General features: G+C 55.5%; 24 protein-coding genes. 14 read left to right on the top strand and 10 right to left on the bottom strand.

Features of this window, described 5'->3' with window-relative positions; all coding sequences use genetic code 11:
• Nucleotides 1-29: 29 nt before the first annotated feature.
• Genes EDC26_RS03130 through EDC26_RS03110 form a run of 5 tightly spaced genes read right to left on the bottom strand, consistent with a single transcriptional unit; the run spans nucleotide 30 to nucleotide 4,672 of the window.
• Nucleotides 30-1,271: a beta-ketoacyl-[acyl-carrier-protein] synthase family protein gene (locus EDC26_RS03130; protein WP_132579804.1), complete on the bottom strand. Its 1,242-nt coding sequence runs from the start codon at nucleotides 1,269-1,271 to the stop codon at nucleotides 30-32.
• A complete protein-coding gene (locus tag EDC26_RS03125; protein WP_132579803.1) occupies nucleotides 1,271-1,552 on the bottom strand; it encodes an acyl carrier protein in 282 nt (93 codons plus the stop codon). The genes EDC26_RS03130 and EDC26_RS03125 overlap by 1 nt, the downstream gene beginning before the upstream one ends.
• A gap of 30 nt (nucleotides 1,553-1,582) precedes the next feature.
• Nucleotides 1,583-2,863, bottom strand: a complete 1,281-nt coding sequence (locus EDC26_RS03120; protein ID WP_132579802.1) for an FAD-dependent oxidoreductase — start codon at nucleotides 2,861-2,863, stop codon at nucleotides 1,583-1,585.
• A 3-nt stretch (nucleotides 2,864-2,866) separates the two neighbouring features.
• The gene (locus tag EDC26_RS03115; protein ID WP_165930891.1) at nucleotides 2,867-3,595 is read right to left on the bottom strand and encodes a methyltransferase domain-containing protein; all 729 of its coding nucleotides are present in this window, start codon (nucleotides 3,593-3,595) and stop codon (nucleotides 2,867-2,869) included.
• Nucleotides 3,596-3,613: 18 nt separating this feature from the next.
• Nucleotides 3,614-4,672: a type III polyketide synthase gene (locus EDC26_RS03110; RefSeq protein WP_132579800.1), complete on the bottom strand. Its 1,059-nt coding sequence runs from the start codon at nucleotides 4,670-4,672 to the stop codon at nucleotides 3,614-3,616.
• A gap of 537 nt (nucleotides 4,673-5,209) precedes the next feature.
• Here EDC26_RS03110 and EDC26_RS03105 point away from each other — a divergent pair.
• The 6 genes from EDC26_RS03105 to EDC26_RS03080 all read left to right on the top strand — a co-directional run bounded on the left by EDC26_RS03105 (nucleotide 5,210) and on the right by EDC26_RS03080 (nucleotide 10,581).
• Nucleotides 5,210-6,370 (top strand): ABC transporter substrate-binding protein, encoded by a 1,161-nt coding sequence (locus EDC26_RS03105; RefSeq protein ID WP_132579799.1) that lies wholly within the window; start codon nucleotides 5,210-5,212, stop codon nucleotides 6,368-6,370.
• A 108-nt stretch (nucleotides 6,371-6,478) separates the two neighbouring features.
• Nucleotides 6,479-7,360 (top strand): branched-chain amino acid ABC transporter permease, encoded by an 882-nt coding sequence (locus tag EDC26_RS03100; protein ID WP_132579798.1) that lies wholly within the window; start codon nucleotides 6,479-6,481, stop codon nucleotides 7,358-7,360.
• A 1-nt stretch (nucleotide 7,361) separates the two neighbouring features.
• A complete protein-coding gene (locus EDC26_RS03095) occupies nucleotides 7,362-8,231 on the top strand; it encodes a branched-chain amino acid ABC transporter permease (protein WP_132579797.1) in 870 nt (289 codons plus the stop codon).
• Entirely contained in the window at nucleotides 8,231-8,992 is a 762-nt protein-coding gene (locus EDC26_RS03090; RefSeq protein WP_132579796.1) for an ABC transporter ATP-binding protein, read from the top strand. Before EDC26_RS03095 ends, EDC26_RS03090 begins: the two co-directional genes overlap by 1 nt.
• Entirely contained in the window at nucleotides 8,989-9,702 is a 714-nt protein-coding gene (locus EDC26_RS03085; RefSeq protein ID WP_132579795.1) for an ABC transporter ATP-binding protein, read from the top strand. Before EDC26_RS03090 ends, EDC26_RS03085 begins: the two co-directional genes overlap by 4 nt.
• Nucleotides 9,703-9,939: 237 nt before the next feature.
• Nucleotides 9,940-10,581, top strand: a complete 642-nt coding sequence (locus EDC26_RS03080; protein ID WP_132579794.1) for a ParB-like protein — start codon at nucleotides 9,940-9,942, stop codon at nucleotides 10,579-10,581.
• Here EDC26_RS03080 and EDC26_RS03075 read toward each other — a convergent pair.
• The gene (locus EDC26_RS03075; RefSeq protein ID WP_132579793.1) at nucleotides 10,578-11,543 is read right to left on the bottom strand and encodes a hypothetical protein; all 966 of its coding nucleotides are present in this window, start codon (nucleotides 11,541-11,543) and stop codon (nucleotides 10,578-10,580) included. The genes EDC26_RS03080 and EDC26_RS03075 overlap by 4 nt on opposite strands.
• A gap of 428 nt (nucleotides 11,544-11,971) precedes the next feature.
• On the opposite strand from EDC26_RS03075, the gene EDC26_RS03070 reads away from it, so the two are divergent.
• Both EDC26_RS03070 and EDC26_RS03065 read left to right on the top strand, forming a co-directional pair.
• Complete coding sequence (locus EDC26_RS03070; protein ID WP_165930890.1) at nucleotides 11,972-12,520, top strand: hypothetical protein; 549 nt, start codon at nucleotides 11,972-11,974, stop codon at nucleotides 12,518-12,520.
• A 53-nt stretch (nucleotides 12,521-12,573) separates the two neighbouring features.
• The gene (locus EDC26_RS03065) at nucleotides 12,574-13,044 is read left to right on the top strand and encodes a hypothetical protein (RefSeq protein WP_165930889.1); all 471 of its coding nucleotides are present in this window, start codon (nucleotides 12,574-12,576) and stop codon (nucleotides 13,042-13,044) included.
• A 134-nt stretch (nucleotides 13,045-13,178) separates the two neighbouring features.
• On the opposite strand, the gene EDC26_RS03060 is transcribed toward EDC26_RS03065, so the two are convergent.
• Together EDC26_RS03060 and EDC26_RS03055 are read right to left on the bottom strand one after the other, a co-directional pair.
• Nucleotides 13,179-13,772: a BPSL1445 family SYLF domain-containing lipoprotein gene (locus EDC26_RS03060; RefSeq protein ID WP_132579790.1), complete on the bottom strand. Its 594-nt coding sequence runs from the start codon at nucleotides 13,770-13,772 to the stop codon at nucleotides 13,179-13,181.
• Nucleotides 13,773-13,845: 73 nt separating this feature from the next.
• Nucleotides 13,846-15,090 (bottom strand): AI-2E family transporter, encoded by a 1,245-nt coding sequence (locus EDC26_RS03055; protein ID WP_243700763.1) that lies wholly within the window; start codon nucleotides 15,088-15,090, stop codon nucleotides 13,846-13,848.
• A 186-nt stretch (nucleotides 15,091-15,276) separates the two neighbouring features.
• On the opposite strand from EDC26_RS03055, the gene EDC26_RS03050 reads away from it, so the two are divergent.
• Nucleotides 15,277-15,564, top strand: coding sequence for a sensor histidine kinase (locus EDC26_RS03050; RefSeq protein WP_132579789.1), 288 nt, complete (start codon nucleotides 15,277-15,279; stop codon nucleotides 15,562-15,564).
• A gap of 87 nt (nucleotides 15,565-15,651) precedes the next feature.
• On the opposite strand, the gene EDC26_RS03045 is transcribed toward EDC26_RS03050, so the two are convergent.
• Entirely contained in the window at nucleotides 15,652-16,980 is a 1,329-nt protein-coding gene (locus tag EDC26_RS03045; protein WP_132579788.1) for a sigma-54-dependent transcriptional regulator, read from the bottom strand.
• A 275-nt stretch (nucleotides 16,981-17,255) separates the two neighbouring features.
• A complete protein-coding gene (locus EDC26_RS03040) occupies nucleotides 17,256-17,876 on the bottom strand; it encodes a D-glycero-alpha-D-manno-heptose-1,7-bisphosphate 7-phosphatase (protein WP_132580089.1) in 621 nt (206 codons plus the stop codon).
• 359 nt (nucleotides 17,877-18,235) lie between these two features.
• On the opposite strand from EDC26_RS03040, the gene coxB reads away from it, so the two are divergent.
• The 5 genes from coxB (at nucleotide 18,236) to EDC26_RS03015 (ending at nucleotide 24,150) form a co-directional block, all read left to right on the top strand.
• Nucleotides 18,236-19,237, top strand: a complete 1,002-nt coding sequence (gene coxB / locus EDC26_RS03035; protein ID WP_132579787.1) for a cytochrome c oxidase subunit II — start codon at nucleotides 18,236-18,238, stop codon at nucleotides 19,235-19,237.
• Nucleotides 19,238-19,317: 80 nt separating this feature from the next.
• Complete coding sequence (gene ctaD, locus EDC26_RS03030; protein WP_132579786.1) at nucleotides 19,318-21,300, top strand: cytochrome c oxidase subunit I; 1,983 nt, start codon at nucleotides 19,318-19,320, stop codon at nucleotides 21,298-21,300.
• Nucleotides 21,293-21,892, top strand: coding sequence for a cytochrome c oxidase subunit 3 (locus EDC26_RS03025; RefSeq protein ID WP_132580088.1), 600 nt, complete (start codon nucleotides 21,293-21,295; stop codon nucleotides 21,890-21,892). Before ctaD ends, EDC26_RS03025 begins: the two co-directional genes overlap by 8 nt.
• Before the next feature lie 17 nt (nucleotides 21,893-21,909).
• Nucleotides 21,910-23,250 (top strand): cytochrome c, encoded by a 1,341-nt coding sequence (locus tag EDC26_RS03020; protein WP_132579785.1) that lies wholly within the window; start codon nucleotides 21,910-21,912, stop codon nucleotides 23,248-23,250.
• Nucleotides 23,251-23,364: 114 nt separating this feature from the next.
• A complete protein-coding gene (locus EDC26_RS03015) occupies nucleotides 23,365-24,150 on the top strand; it encodes a PRC-barrel domain containing protein (RefSeq protein ID WP_132579784.1) in 786 nt (261 codons plus the stop codon).
• Nucleotides 24,151-24,172: the final 22 nt, after the last annotated feature.

Raw genomic sequence — 24,172 nt, 5'->3', positions numbered from 1 at the left:
AATACCGACGATGGTGCTTGTAGTCCGGCCTACCGCAGATTGTTCATCCTTCTAGCTATCAACACCGCATTGGTTCCGCCAAACGCAAATGAGTTCGACATGACGGCATTGATATCGCAATCCGTCCGGGCTCGGCCGGGAACGTAATCCAGGTCGCATTCCGGGTCGGGTTCATCGAGGTTGATGGTCGGTGGAATGATATTCGCGCCCATCGCAAGCAAGGCAATGGCAAACTCCAGCGCGGCCGACGCGCCAAGCAGATGGCCATGCATCGCCTTGGTGGAACTGATGGGCAGTCTGGCCCCGTGAGGGCCGAACACGGCTTTGATGGCGGCTGTTTCAACCCGGTCATTGGCAAAAGTACCGGTACCGTGGGCATTCAGATAATCGATTGAAGAAGCCGGCAAGCCAGACGACTCCAGCGCCAGACGCATGGCCTGCGCCTGGCCTTCGACGCTCGGACGAGTCAGATGCTGCGCATCGGTGCTTAATCCATAGCCGATCAGCTCCCCATAAACAGGCACCTGGCGTTTGAGCGCCCTGTCCAACTCTTCAAGCACCAAAATGGCCGCCCCTTCGCCTAATACCATTCCCGTCCGGTTTTTGGAAAATGGCTTACAGGAAGCGGCAGGATCGATGGGATCTTCCGTCGCAAGCGTCCGCAAGGCTTCCCAGGCCTTCATGGGGCCTAGCGATAGCGGCGCCTCCGTTCCGCCCGCAATCATGATGTCAACCTCGCCAGCTTGAATGCGCCTGGCGGCTTCGCCGATCGCAACCGCCGATGAAGAACAGGCTGTCGTGAAAGTAAGAGTGGGCCCGGTGATGCGGTAATCGATACCAATCCACGCGGCGGCTGCATTATTCATGGCCAGCAAAACGCTAAATGGTTTGATGCGGTCGGATTGCTCGCCATAGAGCGTGCTGTACGCTTCGTCGGTTGACTGCGCGCCACCCATGCCTGTGCCCAGGAATACACCGATACGCGACGGATCCGTATCGGCAAAGTCAAGCTTCGCATCCTTTAACGCTTGCCGCACGGCCACCAGGGCGAATTGACTGCTTCGGTCGAGCATGCGTAGCCGTGGCGCGTCGAAATGGCGCTCGCCCGCAAAATCCACCGATGCCGCAATGCGCGTGGTCAGCCGCGGACAAAAGTTGTCGTCTAAACGGCGGATGCCTGAGCGACCCGCACAGGCCGCGGCGAACACCTCGGCAGTCGAACTCCCTAGTGAGGAAATCAAGCCCAGGCCGGTAATCACGACGCGTTTCATCAGGGTTCCCTGGGAGCCGCGGCAGAATCGTTTTGATGAGATCCCGTTTTTTGAGCCTCCAAGAGCTCGTCAATGTAGTTGACGACGTCTTGCACGGTCAGCAACGAGACCTGATGAGATGGCACTTGAATCTGGAATGCGTCTTCAATTTGAAACAGCAGCTCCATGACGCCAAGCGAGTCGATTCCAATATCTTCGAGCCGGGCCTGGGGTGCCAGCTGCTCGGGGAGTAGCGGATAATCTGCCGCCAGTATTTGCTGTAAACGCTTGTATGTTGACATTCACATCCCTCTTGCCAGGCCGCCGAGGACTTAGCTTTCGGCATTGTAGCGAGTTTTATTTTCCGGCAAGAATGAACCCTCCACCTTGCCGCTCCATGCCGCGGCATGGGTGAGCAACCATGGATGCCGTTCCAAAATCGGGAACATGGCTCCCATAAGCGCCGGCCGCATAGCTATATGGGCGAAGGCAGCGGCGAGCCGGATTCGGGGCAGAAAAGCCCGCCGCCATGCGACAACGTATTTTCTTTGAACCGAATCCTGATGCTCTTTTGACCTCAATGCTTCCGGTTTCTGGGCGAGCAGCGCCTCAGCCAGCAGCCAAGCGCCCTGGATTGCCATGCTGATGCCCTCGCCGATGATAGGGTGTGCCTCCCCTGCCGCATTGCCCACCATAAATAACGCCCCGCTGTTCTTCGCCAGCCTCACGCCCGGCCGAATCGGCCCGATGCTTAACCATGGCCCAAGCCGTTCGCTGCCGGCAAGCATCAAATCCACTTCGCGGCAAGCCTGCATAACATAGGCGAACGCCGCTTCGGCCGCCGTCGCACCGCGCTTGGCCTGCCGGCACGCGGCCAGGGTATCGCGGCGCACGCAAAACGCCAGAGTAGCAATCGATCGCCCTTCCACCACCATGCCGCCATAGCCTCCCGGAAACGACAGTACCGGGAGCACACCGTTTTGCAGCGTCGTCGAGGTGAAATTGGCCTTGAAGGCGAATAGGTCAGAACGATGGCGATCGGATTGCGGCCCCGCCAAAGCGGTACGCACGTCAGGCCCGCCGGACGACGCATGAATCGCGCGATGATGAGTTTCCCACGATCCGCAGGCGGCAATGACGACAGGCGCTGCAAGAATCCGGGTCTCGCGCGAGCGGGCTTCCTGTATGGTGCAGGACATATGCTCTGGCGCCTTTTCCATTGCCAGCGCGGTCCAGGGGCAAAAGACGCTGGCACCGGCATTGGCGGCTTGTTCCAGCAGCAAGGTATCCAGGCTCTCTCGCCCCAACGCATAGCCCCATGGATGACGCCGGTCGTTAAAACGCGGCAGTCCGGCCCGAACCATCCTGTCCTGAAAAATCAGCGCAACATTGCGCAATGGGGCCCCGGCCAGATCGCGCGCCGCGTGGCCTATGCCCAGTGCGTCGAGCAGCGGCATGTTGCTGGCCGCGATGCATTCGCCGCATACTTTTCTTCTGGGAAAAAGGGCTTTCTCAATTAAGGCGACACGCCAGCCCTTACGGGCCAGCAAAATAGCGGTGCTGCTTCCTGCCGGCCCAGCTCCGATAATAACGGCGTCGTAGTGGGCGTCCATACCCTACCCCATTTCCCGAGACGCAATGAATGCATGACTAAACAGCCCCGCAGCGCCTTCCTGTATGGCCCATTGCGACGATGAATGCGGCCATAATTCAGACAGCTCGGCGCCTGAAAAACCTGCTTTCACGCTTAGAACCGCGTCTACACGGGTCACCGCGCTCGCACCCGTCAAACCGAGCAGGCGGCTGGCAAACAGCGGTACGCGTCCGCGCCGGGGCTCGCACGCCATAAACCAGTCGGTGCACCTGGCGAGAGATTCAAACAGCACGGTAATTTGCGATGAATCGAAATGATGCACGAACAAGTTGGCCAGTGCGATATCCCACTGCGTAGGCGGCGCGGCAGCCCAGTCAAGCACGTCCACACATAACACCTCGACCGTCCATCCTAAACGCTTGAATTCGTTTTGGGTCGACGAAGAGACCACATTCTGACGGTCCAGCAGGCTTAAATGCACGGCCGGCCAGCGGGCCGCAAACCGGTGCGCCAGCCTTAGCATCAGGGTGCCGTCTCCCGCGCCGATCTCGATCACGCGCAAGGGCTGTTGGCCCTGGCTCTGGGGATCTGACCCGATACGATGCTGCACGGCGCGCGCAATCAGGCCCGCCGAACCCATAAGACGATTGACACGTTGCAAATCGAAGCGTGCACGTATCGCTTGTGGGTCATCGCAGGGTAAATGATCCAATATTTCGGATGACAAGCGCCTTGGAAAAGAAGCGTTCACATTGGAATCCATCGCTATCTATTCGACAGCCAGAAGTGCGCCATGGCAACTGAACCCGGCGCCAAATGAAGACAACCACCAAGCGCCCGCGTGGGCCTGGTCGGCGAGTGCCGCCTGCAAGACAAAATAGACAAAAGCGCTGCTCAGGTTGCCGTAGTCGTGCAATATGCGGGCGCTGTAACGAAGATCATGCGGGTCGAGCCCAAACTTCTTTTCAATTGCCAGCAATACATCACGCCCGCCCGCATGCACGATCCAGGCCTTGATATCGGCCGCATCTCGTCCAGCCCTTCGCATAACAGTATCCAGAATCTGATGCGCATGGTCAGCCGCTAAATGAGGCACCTGCCGGGTTAAAACATTTCGCAACATGCCTTGGCGCGATTCGAACTTCAGCGCGTTGCGTTGTGCGGGATTCAAAAGCGATTCGTTGTCCAGCCACTCGATTCGCCGCGCAAATTCCTGCGAAACGTGCGAAAGCACGGCTGCCCCCGCGCCGTCCCCAAACAGGCAGGCGCTGATCAGGACGCCCGGATCGTCATCCAGATACATGGCGGCGCTGCATACCTCGACGCACACCGACAACACATGCCGACACTGTCCCGACGCCAGCAGGGCATGCGACAAATTAAAGTTGGGCAAGGCTGCGGCGCAGCCCTGGCCGACGAGATCGAAGGCTTGTACATTGCTGCGTAAATCCAGGCGCTCAGCGACATACCCACTTAATCCAGGACATAAATACCCGGTACAGGTGCTCACCACCAAGGCATCGATTTGACGCGGCGCGAGCCGCGCCTGGTCCAATGCTTTGACTGCCGCATTGCGAGCCAGCAAGGGCGCGTTTTCCATAAAACGTTTATGCAGGGTATCAGGATCGATCTGGAAAACTTCGTCAAGTGACTCAAGAGCCAAATACCGGGCCTCGATGCCGTTATCGCGTGTCAGGACGGCGTTGGTAACCAGGTGAGCTCTGGGCCCGAGACGCGCGAACCAGTCAGACGCCTGGAACGCGCTCCAGCACTCTGCCTTGGAATAACGTTGTGCAGGAACAGCCGTGCCTAATCCGCTAATGAACATGCCTGACCTTCCCTTTCGTATCGCGGACTCCCGGCTTATTTGCGCCTGGCGCGCGTATACAAGGCCCATGATGCATCAATAGGCGCCGCCACCGCCTCCACCGCTGCCAGTGTCGCTCGACATCGGCGATGCACTGCTGTGATAGGTTCCATCGCCTGCCGTGCATCCCGACACCAGCGCAGCAACAACGACTAGAAATGCCAAGAAAAGCTTGCCAGCGTTCATCATAGTCTCCTGAGGGCGCATTGAGTACGACCTATCTGATATACGTCCGCGTCGAACGCTTTATTCCCATCGCGACACAATTATTGCGACTCGCCAACACGCGTCTGGCGCTTGGCCAACTTGTTGCAATAGATACAAACACCTATTACATAGCGCTTTGAAACAGGGCTCGCACGGGTGCATAATAAGCGGCGTATTGGCCCATTTATGGGCCTTCGCCTAAGAACAACAAGTTTGTTGCATCGCAATATCAATCCGGTATTGTGTAACATCGACACACTTACTCATTCCAATTACCGTGGAAGAAAAGATATGCAAATCCGTCATTTATTGAAAGTACTGCCTGCGCTGCTGATCGGTGCAAGCCTGGCCAGCACCGTCCATGCCGCCGATATCAAAATTGGTGTTGCCGAAGCGTTGACTGGCCCGGCGGGCAAATACGGCGTCGCCATAAAGAACGGCTTTACGCTGGCTGCCGATGAAATCAACGCCAAAGGCGGCGTAAACGGCAACAAGCTGGCGCTTATTGTTGAAGATGAACAAGGCAAAAAAGAAGAAGCCATCAACGTCTTCAAAAAACTGATTTTCCAGGACAAAGTACTAATGGTGTTCGGCCCTACCCTGTCGAACTCCGCGTTCGCAGCCGACCCCATTGCCAATGCCGCCAAAGTGGTCGCGTTCGGCACCAGCAATACCGCCGATGGCATCACCCAGATGGGGCCCTATACCTTCCGCAATTCCGTCATGGAGGCCGACGTCTTGCCAGTTAGCACGCGCGCGGCCGTCAAGCATTTCAATATTAAAAAAGTTGCCGTCATTTATGGCAATGACGACGCGTTTACCAAAGACGGGTACAACGTATTCAAGGCCACCCTGGCGGATCAGAAAATTCCGGTCACCGACACCGAAGCCTACGCAAAGGGCGATGTCGACTTCAAGGCCCAGCTCACTAAAATGAAGGCCGGCAATCCCGATGCGATCGTCTGCTCCTGCCTGGCTGAGGAAGCCGGCAACATCATTTTGCAAGCCCGTTCCCTGGGCATGAAACAGCCTTTCATCGGCGGCAACGGCTTTAATTCGCCCAAGCTGTTCGATATCGCCAAAGACGCGGCCGACAACTCCATCATGGGTAGCCCTTGGTCTTCGGAAAATACAGCGCCGGCCAATCAGGCGTTCATCAAGGCGTACCAGGCCAAATTCAATATGGCTCCCGACCAGTTTGCGGCCCAAGCGTACGACGCCATGAATATCCTGGCTGCAACACTCAAAAACGTGAAGCTAAGCGGCAACCTGGCCAAAGATCGCGAAGCGGTGCGCGTGGCCCTGCCCGAAGCGAAATGGGATGGCGCTACGGGCAAATTCTCGTTCCGCCCGGCGCCTGCATCCAAATCAGGCAAGGCTGTCGGCTATGATGCGCAACAAGACGCCATCGTCAATATTGCTCAGCACAACAAATTTGTAGTGCTTAAGTAAGCTGGCTGCGGTACTTATCAAAGCCGTGCAGCGGTAGTCGTCCATCTGCAGCAAAGGCATTCTCGGTTATCCACCGAAAATGCCTTTGCTCTTACTTGTAAGCACACCATGCTAGAACAACAGCTATTCAACGCACTTTCGCTGGGCAGCGTTTATGCCCTTTTCGCACTCGGTTTCACCCTGGTCTTTGGCGTGCTGGGTGTTATCAACTTATCGCACGGCGCAATTTTCATGCTGGGCAGCTACGTGGCGCTGCTATTGGTCGACAAGCTTTCGATGCCGCTGCCTCTGGCCTTATTGGCTGCGATGCTGGTTACCGGCCTGATTGGGTTCCTGGTCGACTATCTGATATTGCGACCCTTGCGTGCGCGCAATGTGCCGCATCTGGTGCCGATGATTGCCACCATAGGCGTGGCCATCATGCTGACCAATCTAACGCAAGGCCTGTTCGGCACCGATAACAAGCGCTTCCCTTTCGGCACGATACCGGAAGGGAGCTTCAATTGGGGCCATTTACACGTCACTGCGGTACAGGTCGGCATTATCGGGATTTCCTTTGTGCTGATGCTGGTGCTGCTGTCCATCATGCGTAAAACGCAACTGGGGCGGGCCCTGCGCGCGATTGCCGAGTCGCCCAAGGCGGCTTACCTGCTTGGCATCAATGTCGATGGGCTGTTTTATCTAACCTCGTTTGCGGCCGCGGCGTTAGGCGGCGCAGCCGGCGTGCTGGTGGGCTTGTCGTTCAACGCCATTTCACCCTATATGGGGCAGCCGATGTTGCTCAAAGGCATCGCGGTCATTATTCTCGGCGGCATGGGCGATATTCGCGGCGCGCTGATCGGTGGTCTGTTCCTGGGTTTTGCCGAAGTGCTGACAGTGGCTTATATTTCCAGCGATTTTCGTGACGCTGTGGCGTTTGGCTTGTTATTTTTAATTTTACTGGTCAGACCCTCGGGCATGTTCGGCAAAATACTCGAAAGAAAGGCCTGATATGCTTGATTGGTGGGATGCATTTTGGTCGACCTATAACACGGTGATTTACAGCATCGGCGTCAACGCCCTGCTGGCACTGTCCATTTACGTCACGCTCGCATGCGGGCTGTTATCTCTGGCCAATGCCGCCTTTATGGGCATAGGCGCGTATGCCGCGGCCATCATCAGTCTGCAAACCGGCTTGCCCTTTCCCGTGGCGCTCGCCGCGGGGACCGTGCTGCCGGCGCTGGTTGCCCTTATTATCGGGATACCGACGCTGCGATTGTCCGGCGTCTACCTGGCGATGGCGACGCTGGGTTTTGGCGAAGTGGTGCGGATTGTTCTACTCAACATGACGATTACCGGCGGCCCGATGGGACTTAACGGTATACCGTTAAAAACCGAGTTCTGGCATATTTTGCTGCTGCTGGCCATAGTTTTGTATATTTTGGCACGGCTGCGGCGCTCTAAAATCGGGCGGGCCTTCGAAGCCATCAAGGCCGACGAAGTAGCCGCACAGCTGATGGGCATCGACGTGTCGGGCCACAAGCTGTTTGCCTTTGTTCTGGGCGGCGCAATTGCCGGCCTGGCGGGCGGCCTCAACGCCCATTACACATTTACCATCGGGCCTGGCAATTACGCATTCGAGAGTGCTGTGGATATCCTGACCATGGCCGTGTTCGGCGGTATCAGCAACCTGATTGGGCCGACGGTGGGCGCAACCATCCTGACGGTGCTGCCCGAAATATTGCGTCCTTTCAGGGACTACCGTCTCGCGATCAATGGGCTAATTCTTATCCTCGTGGTTCTGTACCTACCCAATGGTATTTGGGACCCGCGGCGCATACACGCATTTTGGCAGCGGCGTAAAGCTCGCAAGGGGCTTTGATGCTGCAATTCAATCAAATCAGCAAAGAATTCGGCGGGCTAAGGGTGCTCGACGATGTCACCTTCGATGTGCCCGAAGGCAGTATCTTTGGCTTGATCGGCCCCAATGGCGCCGGCAAGACCACGGTATTCAATTTGGCGACGGGCCTGCTGCAGGCCTCGGGTGGCCAAATCGAATTTAGCGGCCACAGCCTGGGTAAGCTGGCGCCTCATCAAATTACCCAGTTGGGTATTGCCCGCACGTTCCAGAACATTCGCATATTCAAAGATACCAGCCTGCTGGAAAATGTAGTGATTGGCATGCATGCTCACCTGGACTATGGTTTTGGCGGCTTGCTGTCGAATTCGCGTTCCTTCCAACGCATTGAAGCCGCTGCGCGCGAGCGTGCACTGGAACTGCTGTCCTGGGTCAAGCTTGATCACAAGGCCGATATGCTGGCCGACAGTCTGTCCTACGGCGAACAACGCAAGCTGGAATTCGCTCGCGCGTTGGCCACCCAACCCAAACTGTTGCTGCTTGACGAGCCGGTCGCCGGCATGAATTCTGCCGAAAAATCCGAACTAATGACGCAAATTCTCAGTATCAGACAGCGCGGCTACAGCATTTTCCTGATCGAGCACGACATGCGTTTTGTCATGGGCCTGTGCGACCGCATCGCTGTGCTTAATTTCGGACGCATCATTGCACAAGGGCCACCCGACGAAATTCGCAATAATCCAGACGTCATTGAGGCTTATCTGGGCAAGGAAGAAGACGAATGAGCGAGATTTTGCGCATTACCGATCTTGCGGTCTCCTACGGCCATATTGAAGCTGTAAAAGGCATTAGCCTGACATTGAACAAAGGCGAGATAACAGCCCTGGTGGGCGCCAACGGAGCGGGCAAAAGTACAACCCTGCTGGCGATCTCAGGCCTGTTGAAACCGGCTCGAGGCCAAGTATGGCTGGATGATGTCGATCTTAGCCAATTATCACCGCACAAAATTGTGCGCAGCGGCGTTGTACAAGTCGCCGAAGGCCGAGCCATTCTCACGACATTGACCATCCACGAAAACTTGGAGCTGGGCGCTTATACCCGGCGCGACAAGGTGCAAATTGCGCAAGACATGGACTGGGTGTATTCGCTCTTTCCGGTGCTCAAGCAACGTGCCGGCGGGCTGGCCGGCAACTTGTCGGGTGGCGAACAGCAAATGCTGGCCATTGCACGCGCCCTGATGGCCAGGCCGCGGGTACTGCTGCTCGACGAACCGTCGATGGGTCTGGCGCCGCTATTGGTGCGGGAAATTTTCCGGGTGCTGAAAGAAATCAACCGTACTGGTCTCACTATTTTTCTGGTCGAGCAAAATGTACGCCAGGCCCTGCGTATCGCGCAACACGGCTATGTGTTGGAAACCGGCAAGATCGTACTGGCCGACAGCGGCGAAAACCTGCTGCATAACCCACGGGTGATTCAGGCGTATATGGGCGGCTAGCTTGCCATGAGTTACGCCGTGCCTCCTTGGAGATGGCACCCACAAGGGGTGCCGCTACATTAGCAGCGGGTAGGTTCCCGTAGCGGCAGCCCTTGTGGCTGCCACATGCCATCCAAAAACGTACCCGTGAATCATGTAGCGGCGTGCCCATAACTAATGTAGCGGCACCCCTTGTGGGTGCCATCTCCAATACTGTGTAGACTTGTGACTACGATCCGTGGCCACAGGAGAACAACCATGACGCGTGCTCAACCTCAACTGATCGGCGCCAAGCTCGACGCACTGCGACCGACACAAATGACGGTGGGCAAAATCGAGGTGGCCTTGAAACGCAAGGAATGGAGCAAGCTTGGGAAAAAGGCACGCATCGCTGCAATAGCCTCCCATTGGTTCCCCAGTGTTTTGGGTGCAGACGGCCATTACTATATTGTCGACCATCATCATTTCGGGCTGGCCTTGCTGGAAGAAGGGGTGAAAACCGTCAGCCTGATGGTATTAAAAGACTTGTCGTGGTTGGCACCCGCAAGTTTCTGGCTTGTTATGGAACATCATCAGTGGGTGCATCCTTACGATAGTACCGGCATGCGGCGCAATTTCGATGTGATCCCCACGCACCTCGACCATATGCACGACGATCCCTACCGCAGTTTGGCGGGCGAATTGCGCAGCGCCGGAGGATACGCCAAGGATGTAACGCCATATAGCGAGTTTTTGTGGGCCGATTTTTTTCGAACTCGAATTACTGCCGAACGCGTGGAGCAGCACTTTTCCAAGGCGCTCGCCGCAGCCTTGAAGTTGGCCCACAGTCGGGAGGCGCGCTATTTGCCGGGTTGGTCGGGTATCAATGCTGCGGCAAGCGCCGGTAGGTTGCGTGATTAAGCACCCGCATCATCCAATTCGGCCGACGCAGCGCTCTCGTAGCGACGAAACCGTCTAATTCCGTCTGTCGCAACACGCCATATCCCACAAGCCTGGTTGTCCAGATACTCAATGCGTCGCCCGCCTGCGCCAATCCGATCATCGACCGTGTTTAATGTTGCCGGCTTCGCGCGTACAAAAAGCGCCGCGCTGGCGCTTAGCGCCAGCAAACGATCGTGGTTTTGCGCCAGCCAAAGCGCGCGATAAGCCTGTGCGGTGGCTGGCGAAAGCGTTGTAACGAATCCGGCATCATCTAAAGACTCTAGCTGGTTCTGCGTTAAATCGGGTGCAAATGCCAGGAAGCGGCAATCGGTCTGCTGTTTACATACCTGGTGTATTAATTGACTCCAGTCGTCGGCGGGAAACGCGGCAGGGTTGCGGGAACGAAAGCCTGCCACTCCCGCTGCGGCCCATGCATCGAGTCGTGCGGCCCATTCATCCATCAGCCCGGCGGGGGCGCGGCCGCCACAAAGCTGCACCTGAACGATTTCAGCATGTGTTTCGCCCACTCGGATGCCGGCTGGGCCGTCTGCATTTTCGTACCAGTCAGGGCGACGACTCGCGAGGACACCATTGGCCACGGCCGTATCCAGAACCAAGTCCATTAATAAAAATAGTTTATGTCGAGCACAGCCCTCGGACAATATAGCGAGGGTCTCCGACATTGAGCCCAGCTCGAACCAATGACTATGGGGACGATCTGGATCGTCGGGCGCGCCGTGAAGCCTGTTTTCGACAGTCGACCATAAGGGCGGCGTCAAGATGCTGGTGTAGCCGAGGTTAGCGGCTCGTTCGCATAAAGCGTCCCATTGTTTAATGCCACACAACTCGTCTTGATCTACCGAAGTCGGCGTGCGACGGGCCGGATAGGTGTAATAAATGTGTTGGATCGCGGGATCCCAGGCAGGCATAGAGTTTTTCATTGAGAGCACCGTTATACAGTTGAAATTGTCCAGCGTCATGCAACGGCCAGTGGAAACTATAGTGTGCATTTTTTAACCTTTGCCAATTTTTCCTTCGTAATGCGCGATCTGGCAGTGGCTCTATGACGAGCCACATACAGCAATTACCGTGCCCAATAATAAAAATTGACACTCGAGGCGTTCTCTACCCTTGGCCCTTGGCGCTGCATACAAAGAGCCTAGAGCATCTGGTGGGCACCGGTTTAAGTCATCTAGCCAATTATTTTTACCGCTGACCCCTCCTAGCATTTACTTCAGTGTTCGCATCCGACAGTGGCCTCTGTGGCGGGTGGGGTGCGATTGGAAGTCGCTCATCGCAGAAATGTAATTTCACATTCAAGCCGACACCGCCACATCGAATGCATCGGCCTTTATTTTGGGAGAACGCAATGATTGATTCAATACGCTCACGGTACGGTGGCGGCCAACTCCGTCGATGCGGGCATGCCCTGCTGCTCGCATCGGCCTTGACGGCCCTGGGGACCCAGGCCGGGTACTGCCTCGATTTCGATCTGGGCGCACCGCCCGAACTGACCCTGGGCGATTCCATGGCAAGCGTGTTCCAGCTTGGGCGGCAAAACACCGCCGGCGTGCAACAGCAAGGGTCATCGAACACGGCGCGGCTCAGCCAGGCGGGGTCCGACAACGGGATCAGCGCCGCGCAACAAGGCAACGGCAACTCGGCGTTCCTGACCCAGGCAGGCGCGGAAAACCTGATTAGCCTCGCCCAATACGGGAATGCCAACACTGCCTCGGCGGCGCAATTCGGTTACGCCAACACCGCGGCCGTGGCGCAATTCAACAACGCGGGCGATGCGCGAATCGCCCAGGTCGGCAATTTGGATTCCGCCACCGTCATCACCCTATCGGCAGGGGCTCCGCCGGTCAAACTCAACCAGTACGGCAACGGAGCCGTTGCAAAAGTTATCCAGTACTAAAGACCGCTGGATTGAGCTGCAAGTTTCAGGTCTTAAATTTGGGGATGCTCACAATGAAAATCAGTCTTTCTACATTAGTTTTAGGCCTTGCCGTCGCATTTGGGGCTCCGGCCATGGCCGCCAATACCGCAACCGTCAATCAAACCGGCTATAACAATGACGCGGGCATTACGCAAGCGTTTAACGATTCGGGGATGTCTTCGATTAGCCAAAACGGCACCTACAACGTCGCCATATCCAACCAGCAAGACAACGATAGTGCGACCAGCAGCATTATCCAGAAAAACTACAGCAATTTCGCCAACGTAAACCAGACCAACACTGACCTGGCCAGATCAACGGTCATGCAGGATGGCACGTACAACGTCGCCAAGGTCAAACAATGGGATGGCACCAACCTCTTATCGTCGGTGAGCCAGACGGGCTATGGCAACTACGCCAATGTCAGCCAGACGGGAATGAACCAGACGGCCAGCGTAACCCAGGCCGGTACCTATAACGTCGCCAACATTTCGCAAAAATAATGAATCGACGCTAGCAACAGGCAGCCTGGGCAGTATCCCTACTTGCCCAGGCTGTCGACTTATCTATTGCCGTGTCTTTATATGCAAGCTCGGGAAGAAAGAGCGAAGCACCACACTATAGCGTGCTCGTGCGTCTAAAGTTTGACCTTTTCTATTTTGGCACCTTCAAGCGAAACACCCGCCATCAGGCCGGCATTGGTCAGTACGAACCCAACAACCGATTGCTGCGCGGTGTTTGTGTCTATTTTGCCGTTAACGCCGACATTGGCAATAGCCACCGTCGCGTCAGCGCCAACCGTCCAGCCGTTGCTGTTGCGGAACTTGTCCAAAGCCTCTTGGGTCATGAACAACAACACAATTGCCTTGGATTGGGCACCCGCTTGCAGACCGATAGAACCGGCCGACGTGCTGTAATAACCTTGGTTGCGACCATTCACGCGCAAGACACCGTTGCCGTGTTCGGCAGCGATCACAAAGCCTGCACTCAAAACGGTGGGGAACACCAGCACTCCCTTGGCCCGTTCGACGAGCCCGCGCGCATCTGGCGTCGATTTGTAAAGTCGGGACAGGGTTGCATTTGCGCTCGTGTTAATGTCGGTGCGCTGCTGGCTGGCAGTCGCCTGGTCCTTGGGCGCAGTCGTGGTGCAGCCGGCAAATGCCAGACTGGCTAACGCCACTGCCACAACGGCAAGACCTTTACTGCGGGATATCGATAGCTTTTGTTTCATGGTTAACCTCGGTGGTGTTGAAGTGTTGTACGTTGTCGGTTAGCAAGTAACGTGCCCGATTAAAAAAAGCAGGTCATTCGCCCAACAATTCCGCTATCGGCTGCATGCCTTCGATATGTTCCGAAATGACCTTTATAACGACAATAAGAGGAACGCATAGCAACATGCCCCAGACTCCCCAAAGCCATCCGCCAAACAGTAGTGCAATGAAAACGGCCGTTGCATTCATTTTTGCAATCCGACCTGTCATCCAGGTTGTCATCAGCATTCCAACCACAGCCGAAATCACTAGCGATACACCAAACACCAGGAACATCATCGAGAAGGACTCAAACTGCAAAAAGGCGGCAAAACCTATTGCTACGGCGGTGATCAGTGGCCCAAAATAGGGAATAACATGAAGCAAACCGGCCGCGACGGCCCACGCTCCCGGGTTATCAAGTCCAATCCAGTGCAATGCAAGCCATGTGATTAACGCCAGGGATATATTCATGACAAAAAGCATAAACATGTACCGCTGTATCGACGTATTGATGTCGTCCAGAATATGGACGGTGATTTTTTTATTCGTCAGCGTGGGGCCTGTAAGTTTGACCAATTTTCGCTTGAATGTATCTCCCGAGAGCAAGGCGAAAAAGACCAGGAAAAGAACCATAAGCAACTGTCCTACCAAACCGAGGGCGCGCAACGACCCTGCCCAAAGCCAATCATTCAAGTTGAATCCAGGTGGCTTTGCCGCGACCACGGTGGAAGCGACCTGACTCTTTCCTCTGAGCTTACTCTTTTCCTCAGTATCCACCGTTGTATCGGTTGCCGAACTGGCTGCCTTTTTAAGTGCGTCGGTCATGCTGTGAAGCCTGTCCAAGGTGCCTAGTTTGCCGTCGCTCGTTCTTTTGATCGCACTGCTGAGCTTATAGATCGCCATCGGTGTTTCATCCATAATGGCCTGAGCCTCCCTGTATACCGAGGTCGCCACCACGACTGTCGTGGCCAAGAGGCCCAGCATGACAACGCCCACGCCTACGGCGCGTGGCACCTTGATGCGCTCCAGCCAAACAATCATGGGATTGAGCGTGTAGGAGATCAAAATGCCGAAAATGAGTGGGATGAAAAATTCACGGGCCCATTGCAGAGCAAAAATAAATGCGACGGCGGCGAGTATTGACAATGCAACGCTACTGATATTTACCTTACGACGCTGCGATGGCGGCATAGCGTGGACCAGCGCAATTTTGGGGCCAGGAGCGATGTCCTGGCTACCTTCTGCATTAGTGGTCAGCACGTCGCACGCGGCTGTTTCAGATGGGTCCGCATCCATGGGCGCCTCTGGCAAATCGAGCTATTGTTATCGATTTTTTACGCTAGCAATTTTCATGCCGACCATCCGCAATGCCAACTTGCGAACTCGATTCTGTTTGACAAACCATCCCTTGCTGCAATAGAGTGGGCTTCCAGGCTGGCAATCGGCAACTTGGATAATCGAGACCCGCAAGGCAATGCCAAAATGGAAGAGACCGAGAAAACTGCTGAACTCATCGCTCACGAACTCAACAACATTTTTATGACTATTGGCATAAGCCTCGAAATGCTAAGCGAACGAGTCGCTCATGACGAGACTACCAGCCATCTTTTTGCAGCAGCACGTCATGGCATAGAGCATGGTGCCAAGCTCAATCAACAGTTATTGGCTTTTTCGCGTCGACAGTCTGACCAATCCACCGCGACACAGGTAGCAACACGAACTGCCAAGATCGAAGAACACGACGCCACCCGTGGGGCCAAGCCGCAGTGAATATCTACGCGGCAGGTGCGGGAAGCGTCGCCATGACCACCCTTAGCTCGACTAATAACATCTCTTCGAGAAATATGGCGTGCCTGCTTAATAGTTGTCGGCTGCGGCGCCGTACTCTTCAAGCCGGTTATACAAGGTTTTAAGACTTATACCCAGCCTTTCAGCGGCCAGCTTCTTCACCCCCCCGCACTGCTTCAAGGTGGCCAGGATAAGCTGCCGGTTTGCATCGGCCAGGGGCACTCCTACCGGCAGCGAAATATCGTTGCCCCGCCCTGCCGAATGCGATTGCAGATCGAAAGAAGTGAAATTGCCCTTAATTTCATCATCGGCCAGAATATAGCTGCGATATATGTAGTTTCGCAATTCCCGTATATTGCCCGGCCATGAGTATTCTTGTATGGCTTTCATGGCATCGGGCGCAAAAGACTTATGCGTGTGGCCTTCTTCGTTAAGTTCTTGCAGAAAGTGATCGGCAAGCAGCACAACATCGTCTTCGCGATCGCGCAACGGAGGAAGCTCCAGCGGAAATACGCACAACCGGTAATACAAATCCTCGCGCAACGTGCCGTCGGTCACGGCCTGCTCCGGATTGCAGTTGGTCGCGGCAATTACACGTACATCGGAAGGGATTTCGGCATTCGTACCCACACGCATAAAACAACCTGTTTCTAGAACTCGGAGCAATCGCACCTGTAATTCCATCGACATTTCGGTGATTTCGTCCAGGAATAAAGTACCGCCCTGAGCCCGCTCGAAATAACCTTTATGCTGGCGATCAGCACCTGTAAAGCTGCCTTTTTCATGGCCAAACAGTTCGCTTTCAATTAGATTGGGCGAAATGGCGCCGCAATTAACCGGCATGAAAGGTTTATCGTGCCGAGGGCTGGCCAAATGAATCGCTTCGGCGGCAAGCTCTTTGCCGGTGCCGCTTTCTCCCACCAGCAGCACTGTGGCCCGTGTAGGCGCCACTTTCTCAATATGAGCGCACAGCAGTTGCATAGCACGCGACTTCCCTACCATTTTGACGAAGCAATCGTTTGAGCCCGGCTCGGGACGTTCATAGAGCAACGACTTAAGCTCACCCAATAAAGCACGCACCCGGCGCAAGCTAACGGGCTTGCGCAGATAGTCGACGGCCCCACAGCGCAGAGCGTCAATTGCACTGTCGATACTGGAGTGTCCAGTGATAAAAACTACCTGCGTGTCGACCAGTCCCAGACCTTTCCAGAATTCGATGCCGTCGCCATCAGGCAATATCATATCGAGCAAGATCATATCGGGCTTTTGGCGCTCAATTTGGATACGAGCCTGACGTATATCGGCCGCCACCGCTACGGTATACCCTTCGCCTGCGGCTATTTCGGCCAGCAACTCACGGATGCTCGGCTCATCGTCGGTAATTAATAGATGCGGCATATAGATTTGATCGATTAGTAGTTTCAGGAAACCCGAAATTCGTTGCGTAGGCGGCACCTTGTGTGCAATGCCTATCAGTTCGTATTTTTCGCTTTGACTCTCCGTTTGTTTCTTCGATACTTTTTAAAAATATCGTATCTCGTTTTACGACGGGCAGCATCGACGCAAGCAGGAGAAATGCAACAAAATGTTGGCGGCGACGATTAAGAGCCCTGATATTATACTTTTAATATAATAGGTCTTCTCACCCTAGCCAGGGTGCGGCGTTGGGCGGCTTACGCCATGGCTCCCTGGCCAGTCATCGCGCTTTGTGCACAGATCCAGCGGCTGGCGCCATCCAGATCGGCCTCGACGCGATGCGGCTGACACCACTCATTTTGGGCCCGTTCGGCTTTAATCCCATTATCAAGCAGGATGGTGCGACAACCCGCGCGACGGCCTGCTTCGATATCGTCCGCAATATTGCCAATCAGCCAGGATCGGGCAAGGTCTATTCCCTGCCGTTGTGCCGCGAGCCGCAATAGGCCAGGCGAGGGTTTGCGGCAGTTGCACAAGGTGGAATACAAGGGATGAACACCCTTGGGATGATGCGGACAATAATAAAACCCGCCCAGAACTGTTCCGGCTAATACAAACATTTTTTCCAACTGGCTACGCATGGGTGCCAACTTATCGACTGGAAATTTGCCTAATGCCACTCCCGGCTGGTTGCTGATCACAATCAGAGGCAAGCCCAACAAACCTAAACGGTCGAGTCCGGCAAAGGCTCCGGCAGCAAAACGCATCTGAAGCGGATCTACGTTAGGGGGAATATCCATCAATACGGCACCGTCTTTGTTAAGAAAAATAGCCCCGATGGGTGGGGTGTGCGACGGATATATCGCTGGCTCCAACATTGCCTGGATAGTTGGCTCTTCTTCGCTGTCGTTATGCATAGATGCCTCCTCGCATCAAACGCTCATGCCGCACCATTGCATCGTTGAACAACGGGCAGGACTGAACGAAACGACGACAGCAAGCGGCGTGCCCGCGTGTCGAATGAGATGAGGCGCGACTGAATTTTTCAAGCTGCGCGGCGTGGATGAGCATGTCATTTATATAAAAATTTGTAGAAGTAGTATTGCGACGTTTTCTTTTTGGGTCCAGAATTATTCGACCGTGCCTATTTGTGACCGAGCGAAATGAAAAAAAAATTCAATAACAAACACTCAATTTCTGACGTCGCTTTCCGGTCGGGCAATCCGTGCCCACACTAATGCAACACAAGTCCACACTTCTGTTGGCACTTTTCTCGCCTGCGCTGGCACAGGCTGCGCCACTGGACTATTTCCTGCACGCGGCGGGCCCCGCCGCATCGCCTACGATGTACCTGGGTTGGGGCATCACCGCACTATGCGTCGCCGTCATCATCATCATTGCGGCGCTCCTATGGGGAGCACTCAAGCGCCGCCGTCCGCACGCCGACTCGCACGAGCTGGGCAAGGAAGGCGGCGGCATGGCATGGATATATATCGGCGCGGGCGTGTCGTCGGTCGCGTTGTTCGCAGTACTCTATTTTGCACTCGTTGTGCTCTGGACTACTTACCAACCCTCGTCCACGCCACCGCTTACCATTGCCGTCACCGCCTACGATTGGTGGTGGAAGGTCGACTACGCCGACAATGCCGACCCAACGCAGCGCTTTACGACGGCCAACGAAATTCACATCCCGGTTGGCATCCCGGTAAAGATCGAACTAAAAAGCGCTGATGTGATCCACTCATTCTGGGTGCCGCAGCTTGCCGGCAAAACGCAGGCGATACCAGGCCAAACCAACACGCAATGGATCCAGGCGGATACACCCGGTGTGTACCGTGGCCAGTGCTCGCAGTTTTGCGGCTCGCAGCATGCGCACATGGGTTTTGAAGTCGTCGCACAGCCGCGAGCAGAATTCGATGCATGGCGCACCTCGCAGATGCGTCAAGCCGTACCGCCCATTGGTGAACCTGGTCGCACCGGCCAGAAAGTTTTCATGAACCGTTGTGCTGGCTGCCATGCGGTGCGTGGCAGCGACGCGGCCGGAGTGTTCGCCCCCGACCTCACGCACGTGGGATCACGCGGCAAACTGGCCGCGGGCGTCTTGAGCAATACGCCTGAATACATGCTCGATTGGATCGAACATGCGCAGCAGATCAAGCCCGACTCGCTTATGCCCAGCATAGCGCTGACCACGCAAGATGCCGCGGCGTTGTCGGCGTATCTGGCGACCTTGAATTAATTTTGGCAACTACGGTACGGTACCTAAAAAGGAACATTAGTGAATTTTGTCAATATGGCACCTACAAGGGGTGCCGCTACATGAAGGCCTTGTCGCCTGACCTGCGTTTAGCTCGCCAGCCAGAAATGGGCAGCATGGCGCCAGGCAGTGAGCGCGAGCAACACCTGCGTGAACTATGGGAAAGCGCGCCGGGCTGGCGGGGATGGCTTTCGACCGTTGACCATAAACGCATCGGCTTGCGTTACATCGTGACCGCTTTCTTCTTTCTGATAGCCGGGGGTCTGGAAGCTTTGGTCATGCGTATTCAGCTCGCGCGACCCGATTCGCACCTATTGTCGCCAGCGCAATACGATCAAATTTTTACGATGCATGGCATCACGATGATTTTTCTGTATGCACTGCCCGTCTTGTCGGGGTTTTCGAATTATCTGTGGCCCCTTATCCTGGGTGCGCGCGACATGGCGTTTCCACGGCTAAACGCGCTGTCGTATTGGGTTTTTTTATTCGCCGGAATTTTCCTTTATTCCAGCTTTCCTTTTGGAGAGGCACCTAACGCGGGATGGTTCAATTATGTGCCGCTTGCCAACCTCGAATACAGCCCTGGACCCAATATAGATGTCTATGCGCTTGGCATGATATTGCTGGGTGTCTCGACTACGGTTGGATCGGTCAATTTTGTCGTCACGTTATTGCGGATGCGCGCGCCAGGCATGACGATCAACCGACTGCCTATTCTGGTGTGGGGCACCATGACGGCCTCGGTAGCGAACCTGCTGGTGGTGCCCGCAGTCAGCCTGGCATTTTTAATGTTGTGGCTAGACCGACAGATCGGCACCCATTTTTTTGACGTCGCCAATGCCGGGCGGCCCATGCTGTGGCAGCATTTGTTCTGGATGTTCGGGCATCCCTGGGTATATGTCGTCGTGCTGCCGGCCATGGGAATCGTATCGGATGCCTTGCCGACTTTCTGCCGCCGGCCTCTGGTGGGCTACTCGGCGGTCGCCATCTCCACGGTCGCGACGATGGTGATCGGTTTCCTGGTCTGGATTCACCATATGTTTTCGACCGGCATCGGGCTTGCGACCCTATCGTTCGTCGGCGCCACCAGCACTATTATCTCGATCCCGAGCGCCGTAGCGACTTTTGCGTGGATTGCAACCATTTGGCTAGGACGACCCGTGTATCGAGTGCCGTTCCTGTTTTTTTCGGGCTTTGTTCTGTTGTTTGTCATCGGCGGCTTGTCCGGCGTGATGACGGCCGCTGTGCCCTTCGATTTGCAACTTACCGGCACCTACTTTGTGGTCGCTCATCTGCATTATGTGTTGCTCGGAATTAACGTTTTCCCCGTGCTGGGCGGCATCTATTACTGGTTTCCGAAAGTCACGGGAAAAATGACCAGCGAAGCGTTGGGAAAACTCTCGTTCTGGATCAGCTTTGTCGGCTTTAATGTGGCCTTTTTCCCTATGCATATCTCGGGTCTTTTGGGCATGCCGCGGCGTATGTATACCTATCCGGCCGATATGGGATGGGACACCACCAATATGATTACGTCGATTGGATCGTTCGTGTTCGCTCTGGGTATACTCATTTTTATGGTGGACATTGCGCTAAGCCTGCGCAGCGGCAAAACCGCCAACATCAATCCCTGGGACGCGGCGTCGCTCGAATGGTCCCTCCCCTCGCCTCCACCGCCCTACAATTTCGCCGTTGTCCCCACTGTGGCAAGCCGGTATCCGCTGTGGGAAGATCGGATCGAAGCGGGGGTTCACTCGTCGCTCGATTCCGGTTTTCTGCTCGATCATGGTCGCGAGGCGCTAGGCACAAGCTCGCTCAAAGCCGAGCCCAGCGTCATCCTGAAGATGCCATCGGACTCTTACGCGCCCTTCTTGCTCGGGCTGTTTAGCGCTCTGTTGTTTATCGCCTTGCTGTGGCATGCGTGGATATTCGCGGGCTTGATGGTAGCCGCGTGTGCGGTGTCGATTTTGATATGGCTATGGCCCGAGCGCTTGTTAATTCAGCGTGAACCACAGACGGTGCAAGACGCAGGAGAGCATGATGAGTGAACTCATTGGCCGCAGCCCTACTTTGCCGGTAGGCAGCGCGGGCGAATTGTCCGGAGGCTGGTGGGGGATGGCCGCAATGATTGCCACCGAAGCGTCGTTATTCGTCTATTTGATTTTTTCGTATCTGTACCTTGCCTCGCAGACCATGCAGCACTGGCCGCCTGAAGGACTGCCTCGAATCGGCATCGGGGCGCTTAATACCGGCATTCTATTGTTGAGCAGCGTGTTTGTGTGGCTATGCGAGCGTCTGGTGCGCAGACGCAGGATCAAATGGGCCGTTGCGTCTATGGCCACGGCCATCGTGCTGGGTATCTTGTTCGTTGGCATTCAGCTAAAAGAATGGCGCCATCATCCTTATGGCATTACGACGCACCTATATGGATCGCTATATTTCACCATTACCGGCTTTCACGTCATTCATGTGCTGGTCGGACTAATCGTGCTGGCGTTCCTGCTTATCTGGACGTCGTTGGGCTACTTCGACGAAAAGCGCTGCGCCGCTTTGCGCATTGGCGGCTTGTATTGGCATTTTGTCGATATTGTGTGGCTCTTTATCTTCACCACGCTATACATCACGCCTCTTCTATTCTAGGGCAGGGACGATCAATAATGGATCAGACCATACCGCGCGCCATGCTTGCCCTGGTCGCACTGACCATAGCGGCGATCCTGTTGTACCTGGCTCCCCATGCCGCCGCACAGGGGTCCAGGCGTGGCGCCGATATGAACGCCGCCGTCCCAGACTCAACGTTGATGGCTCGGGGAGCCTATCTGGCGAAGGTCGGTGATTGCGCGGGCTGCCACACGGCGACGGCGTCAAGTGCGCCCTTCGCGGGCGGCCTGGGTCTGGGCTCACCGTTCGGCATGATCTATTCGACCAACATTACGCCGGACAAAAAAACCGGTATTGGCGATTACAACTATGCCGATTTTGAACGTGCCTTGCGTGATGGCGTGAGGCGCGATGGCCAACGCCTATACCCCGCCATGCCTTATCCGTCGTTCACCAAGATTAGCGACTCAGACATGCGGGCTCTATATGCCTACTTCATGCACGGCGTGCTGCCGGTCAGCAATCAGCCGCCCAAGACGAGTCTGCCCTTCCCCTTCAACCAGCGCTGGGGCCTGATTTTCTGGAACGCGGTGTTTGTGCACCATGAGCGCTTTACGCCTGCGGCCGATCACGATGTCCTGTGGAACCGCGGCGCCTATATCGTGCAATCGCTTGGCCACTGCGGCGCATGCCATACACCTCGCGGACCCGGCCTGGAAGAGCGCGGCTACGACGAGTCGTCGAACCACTATCTCGCCGGCGGCGTCAACGACCACTGGTACGCATCGGACTTGGGCGGCGACATGGGCTTTGGTCTGGGACGATTGTCAGAGCAGGACATCGCTTCGTTCCTGAAGACCGGACATGGCGCCAAACCGCATGTCGTCACCTTTGGCAGCATGGTGCGAGTGGTGGAAATCAGCACCCAATATTACACGGACGATGACTTGAAGGCCGTGGCGCATTACCTGAAGAGCCTGCCTCCCCGCGGTCAAACGGGAACGTACAAGCCCGGCTCCCTCGCCGCGCAACACACGGTAACCTCATTAAAGACAGGGGAGGTTGAACGCCCCGGCGCGGGCCTGTATATGTCGTTTTGCGTGAAGTGCCATCAGGCGAATGGACGCGGCACCGAGCAGAAATTTCCGGCGTTGGCCGGCAACCCGGCCGTACTGGCACCCGACACGACTTCGCTCATCCGGCTTCTATTGAAGGGCGGTGCCAGTCCCCAGACGCTAAGCGGGCCTAAGCAGTGCAAGATGCCCGCGTTCGAGGGTAAGTTCACCGATACCGAAATCGCGCGCGTCTTGACCTTCGTACGCACCACCTGGGGCAACGACGCATCGGCCGTTACCCCGCGCGATGTCTCGACATTGAGCGCCAAGCTTCATGAGTGAGCGTCTGTTATCGATATGTGACCGTACATGGCGTCGAACGTGGCTGTAGATCGCCCGTTCGGGCACGGCAATTGCTGTTTGAATGTTGATATCCACCAGCCCAGGAATTGCCTTATGTTACGCACAGTAGCCAGTTTGAATGGCGATGCCATTCGCGCGATAGATGACGAGTTAGGTCGCGTCAAAGAAATATATTTCGACGATGAACGATGGGGCGTTCGCTACCTGATCGTAGAGACAGGTTCGTGGTTGTCCAAACAGCCCGTGCTGCTGTCTCCCTATTCCATCAAAGCCATCGACGATGCATCAGAAACCATACAGGTTTCATTGACGCGCCAGCAGATTAAAAATGCGCCCGACGTCGATACAAAAAAACCTGTATCACGTCAGTCGGAAAGCGAATATTCACGCTATTACGGCTACGAGCAGTATTGGACGGGCCCTTATATGTGGGGAATTGGCGCCTATCCGATGCCCATGTCTCCAGTGGCCGAAGGTCTTTCGCCCGCGGCCGAGCGGCGCGAAGAATCAAGTGTCCTAGCCTCTGAAGACAGGCCTGGAGACATCCATTTGCATAGCAGCGATGAGGTATGCGGCTATGACATTCGCGGCACCGATGAAGATATCGGCCACGTAAAAGATTTTATCTTCGACGATAAAGAATGGGCCATACGCTATTTGGTGGTGGACACGCATAATTGGTGGCCAGGTGGAAAAAAAGTTCTGGTCGCAACCCAGTGGATCGAAAACATAGACTGGACAGATTCCACCGTACAGACCAAGCTCACCCGCGAACAGATCCAAAACAGCCCCGAATATAACGAAGACATGGCGCTGGATAGAGACTACGAGGCAGAACTGCATCACTTCTATGGCAGAAAAGGCTATTGGGACGAATAAACTTCTTTTTTCATCAGGAAAA

The organism is Paralcaligenes ureilyticus (genome assembly GCF_004346225.1).
Lineage (GTDB): Bacteria > Pseudomonadota > Gammaproteobacteria > Burkholderiales > Burkholderiaceae_B > Paralcaligenes > Paralcaligenes ureilyticus.
This window is presented reverse-complemented; position numbering and strand designations above follow the sequence as displayed.